Below are 4,534 nucleotides of genomic sequence, written 5' to 3' on the forward strand. Positions count from 1 at the left end.
GTGTCTCCGTTTCAATTTTCTCGGTAAGTTAACGCAGCCTTGCGGCTTCATCTTGGCAAAAATACCTAAACCCGGCACCTGCGCGTAGAACGGCAGGAAGTACCATTCCGGCACAATATGCGCAGGTGTCGAAAGCGCGTTGGCCTCGATGTAGTTATCCGGGTGGCCAAGGAAGTTCGGCATAAAGCCAACAACCGCAAAGAACACAACCATAATCACGGCCAGCGCGAAAAGGTCTTTCATCACGAAGTAAGGCCAGAAGGGCAATGTGTCTTTCTCGGCTTCTGCTTTCGAGGTGCGGCGCACTTCAACACCTGTCGGGTTGTTGTTGCCGGTCGAATGGAAAGCCCAGATGTGAATGGCGACAAGGGCCGCAATCACGAAAGGCAGCAGATAGTGCAAGCTGAAGAAACGGTTCAGCGTGGCGTTATCAACGGCTGGGCCGCCCAACAACCAAGTCTGAATCGATTCGCCGATGCCCGGAATAGCGCCGAACAGGCCGGTAATAACCGTCGCACCCCAAAAGGACATTTGCCCCCATGGCAGAACGTAACCCATAAACGCCGTGCCCATCATCGCCAGATAGATGATCATACCGATGATCCACGTAATCTCACGCGGGGCTTTGTACGAACCGTAGTACAGGCCGCGGAAAATGTGCAGATACACAGCGATAAAGAACAAAGATGCACCGTTTGCGTGCAGATAGCGCAGCATATAGCCGCCGTTCACGTCGCGCATGATGTGCTCAACACTGGCAAAGGCAAGGCTGACATGCGGCGTGTAATGCATCGCCAAAACGATGCCTGTGGCGATTTGCAACACCAGACAGAATGTCAAAACGATGCCCCAGATCCACATCCAGTTCAGGTTCTTGGGTGTGGGGATCATCAATGTGTCATACAGCAGCCCGACAATCGGCAGGCGCTTGTGGAGCCATTTTTCTGGGCCCGTTTTGGGCTCGTAATGGTCGTGCGGAATTCCGGCCATGATATTTCCTTACCCGAGCTTGATGGTGGTTTCGTCGGTGAACGACGCCACCGGAATATGCAGGTTTTGCGGGGCTGGGCCTTTGCGGATACGGCCAGCCGTATCGTAGTGCGACCCGTGGCACGGACAGAACCAACCGTCGAAATCGCCCGAGTTGTTGCCGATTGGAACGCAACCCAGATGGGTGCAAACGCCGATCATCACCAGCCACTCACCGGCCTCGTCCATCGTGCGGTTTGCGTCAGACGCGTCGGTCGATGGCTTGTTCGGGTTTTCCGAGGTTTTATCGAGCAGGGTCGACACGTCAACGGCACGGCCTTCCTCAATCTCTTTTTCAGTGCGACGGCGAATGAAAACCGGCTTACCAAGGTATTTCACTGTCAGCTGCGTACCAACTTCAACTGAAGAAACATCAACAAAGATCGACGACATCGCCGCAACATCTGCTGATGGATTCATTTGATTGGCTAGCGGCCAAACGGCAGCCCCTGTGGCAACAGCACCAGCGCCTGCTGTAGCGTAATACAGGAAATCCCTGCGGGTGCCTGCGTGTTCGTCTGCGTGGGACACTAGAATTCTCCCTTCCGAAGGCCGCGTGATGCAGCCCATGTCATGACCGGGCCACGAAAAAAACGCAGCCTTACAGACAGGGTATTTAGCCGTGTAAATCGCCCACGTCTAGCGGACAAAGCGGCGCACGTGGGGATGAAGCGATGGAAATGCAACATGTCACTCGGTATTTTTCCGTGAAAGCCACGTTTTTCGCCAGAATCATTGTGATAGCAGCGGCCAAAACAGGCTTGCTGCAAGGCCCGCGAAAAAAATTCCGGAAACAAGGTAAATTACCCAACCCGCGCGCAAATAGAATCGAACCGCGGGCCCGGTAGAAAAAACGGTGGCATAAGTGCTGTGAAAAAACTGGCCAATCAGGGCCGACACAGCGGTCAGCAAAGCCACATCAGCGGCCCCCGCCTGCGCGACAGGAAACAGCGTCGCAATCGACAACCAGGTGGTCAAAACCTTGGGGTTGGTTGCACTTATCATTATTGCCCGCACAAATGCCTTGCCAAAGCCTATGTGTGAGGGCGCCTGCGGCAGGCCTTTTCTGGCCCCGACAAACCCGTTCCAGGCCTGCACCAACGCCCGCACCGCAAGCCACCCCAACAAGCCCGCCGCGACAAAGGCCATCACCCGTTCCGCGCCGGGATAGGCCGCAAACAACGTCGCAAAACCAAGGCTTGACCCAAGGCACCACAGCGCGATCCCCACCGCGACACCCGTGGCCGCGCCAAGGCCTGCACGCCGCCCTGCCGACATTGCGGTGGCAATCGTGTTCACCACATTCGGCCCTGGCGTCATGGTATTCAGCGCGACGATCGACCAAACCAGCGCGAAACTGGAAAGCGGCAGCACGGCCTTAAGCCGGTGGAACCGAGGCTTTCATACTGTCGCGGTCGGCAAAAACCGCCTCCCAAGCCGCCAGCAAAGGCCGCCCCTCGCGCCAATTCCGCGCCCCGTGACGAAAATCAAGATACCCCAAGGCGCAAGCAACTGCGATTTGGCCAATATCCAATGGCCCATGCAGATGGCTCATCCAACGGGATTCCAGTGCGTTCAAAGCACGCTCGATCTTGCCCCACTGGCCCTCGACCCACGCGTCAAAGCGTTTTTCCTCAGGGCGAACGCGGGTTTCATAAACCATCAAGATCGCCGCATCCAAAATGCCATCGGCCGTGGCCTCCAGCGTCAAGCTTTCCCAAAGGCGCGGGCCGCTTGGGTACAACCCTGCCTGGAATAAATCGTCCAAATAGCGCGTAATCACGCGGCTGTCATACAGCGCCGGCCCACCCTCGCGCTCTAATACAGGAATTTTACCCAAGGGGTTATGCGCCAAAGGCGTGGTGCCCGTGTCAATCGGGGTGCCACTGGCCAAAACGCGCTCAACCGCGTCAGAATGGCCAGCCTCGTCCAACAAAACCACGATTTTGCGGGCATAAGGCGACGTCGGGGAATAAAAAAGACGCATGGTGTCTCCGTTTCAATTTTCTCGGTAAGTTAACGCAGCCTTGCGGCTTCATCTTGGCAAAAATACCTAAACCCGGCACCTGCCCCTAAGTCCAGTCCTATAAAGGCACAACCCGTCCCTGCATCAGCTCGGCAATCCGCAAGGCATCCAACCCAATAGGGGCCGCCGCAATCCCTGCCGCCGCCCCCGCCCGTTGCGTATCTGTCTTGTTCTGGTTCAGCTTCATCGTACTTTCAACACCCGCAATGACCAGCCGAAACGGCACAATCATCCGAAACATGCGGGTAATGGCGTCATCACTCATCTTATCCAGCGTCCAAATCGGCTTTGGCGCCAGACGAGCCTCCATCTGCGCGCTCATCCGCTGCAAATGCGGGCGCAGCGCCTCTTGGGGCAATGGCTCTAACACCCCTCGCAGATGCACGGCGGTATAATTCCACGTTGGAACCTGATCGACCGCGCCATACCAATCGGGAGACACATAAGCATCAGGGCCAGACACCGCCAAAAGTGCAGGTGCAGGCAGTGCGGCCCGCGCAATCGGGTTTGACCGCGCCAGATGCAAAAACACCTCGCCCTGCCCCAAATCAAACGGAATATGGGCAGCCAGGGGTCCGTCTGTCCCATTCACCGACAGAATGCCGAAACTGCGGTCGCGGGCAAAGGCCAGCGCCGCCACGTCAGTTTCGGTGCGATATACGGGGTTTGGGTGCATTCTACCCTCCTATGACTTCACCTATGCTCGCCAATTCATGCAGCGGCAGCAAGTCATCACAGGCAAGTTTATTGTCACGGATACAACCTAAGCCGGCGCCATGAAAAAGGGGCGGGCTGCTGCCCCCCCGTTAAAACTCAGGCCGTCAGATACAGCGCATGGGCACGCCGAAACGACAAAAGTTTTTTCTGGCTCTCATCCCACAAATGAAGGCGCGCGCAAGCAATGCTCTCACTGATCGTCATGCGCTGGCTATCTGCCAGGATCGGATGGTCCTTGATTACTTCGGTCAAACGGTAAAACGGAATGCGGCTGTATAAGTGATGCACATGGTGAATGCCGATATTGGCCGACAACCACTGCAACGGCTTGGGCAACACATAATGCGAAGACCCTTCCAGCGCTGCCTCATGCAGCTGCCACTCATCTGCTTTGCGCCAATGCGTGTCTTCAAACTGATGCTGCACATAAAACAGCCAAACGCCCGTCGAGGCCGCGACGATCCAAGTCGGCAACACCACTACCAGCAACGGCGCCCAACCGCCAAAATATACCAAGGCTACGATGCCCGATATCAAAACAAAATTGGTGCCCATCGCCGAAATCCAAAACGATGCACCCGACTTCATCAACCCATAAGGAATGCGGTTCTGTACCAAAAAGATATAGGCCGGCCCAATCAGGAACAGCGTGAACGGGCTGCGATATATCCGGTACATAAAGCGCCCAAAGGCCGAGCGGGCAAGGTATTCATCTACAGTCAACGTGGTCACATCACCAATCCCGCGCATGTCAAGGTTGCC

Annotated in this window: 6 protein-coding genes; all 6 read right to left on the reverse strand. The window is 56.1% G+C overall.

The annotated features are described in order from the left end of the window. On the reverse strand, positions 1 to 990 hold a 990-nt coding region (petB, locus tag AKU79_RS00085; RefSeq protein WP_231580060.1), incomplete at its 3' end, for a cytochrome b. Positions 991 to 999: 9 nt separating this feature from the next. Next, a complete protein-coding gene (gene petA, locus AKU79_RS00090; RefSeq protein WP_050521561.1) occupies positions 1,000 to 1,560 on the reverse strand; it encodes a ubiquinol-cytochrome c reductase iron-sulfur subunit in 561 nt (186 codons plus the stop codon). Between the two features lie 201 nt (positions 1,561 to 1,761). Further along, entirely contained in the window at positions 1,762 to 2,403 is a 642-nt protein-coding gene (locus tag AKU79_RS00095) for a LysE family translocator (RefSeq protein WP_050521562.1), read from the reverse strand. A gap of 4 nt (positions 2,404 to 2,407) precedes the next feature. Continuing rightward, positions 2,408 to 3,016 carry a glutathione S-transferase gene (locus tag AKU79_RS00100; protein WP_050521563.1) on the reverse strand — a complete coding sequence of 203 codons (609 nt, stop codon included), beginning with the start codon at positions 3,014 to 3,016 and terminating at the stop codon, positions 2,408 to 2,410. Positions 3,017 to 3,113: 97 nt separating this feature from the next. Beyond that, on the reverse strand, positions 3,114 to 3,731 hold the full coding sequence (locus tag AKU79_RS00105; protein WP_050521564.1) for an FMN-binding negative transcriptional regulator: 618 nt from the start codon (positions 3,729 to 3,731) through the stop codon (positions 3,114 to 3,116). 137 nt (positions 3,732 to 3,868) lie between these two features. Continuing rightward, positions 3,869 to 4,534 (reverse strand): fatty acid desaturase (locus AKU79_RS00110; RefSeq protein ID WP_197087155.1); only part of this gene is annotated, 666 nt, incomplete at its 5' end.

Origin of the sequence: Pseudorhodobacter wandonensis (assembly GCF_001202035.1) — a bacterium.
Taxonomy (GTDB): domain Bacteria; phylum Pseudomonadota; class Alphaproteobacteria; order Rhodobacterales; family Rhodobacteraceae; genus Pseudorhodobacter; species Pseudorhodobacter wandonensis.

Coding starts and splice junctions, on each gene's coding strand:
- AKU79_RS00105 (WP_050521564.1), bottom strand. CDS start 3,731: ATGCACCCAAACCCCGTATATCGCACCGAAACTGACGTGGCGGCGCTG.
- AKU79_RS00100 (WP_050521563.1), bottom strand. CDS start 3,016: ATGCGTCTTTTTTATTCCCCGACGTCGCCTTATGCCCGCAAAATCGTG.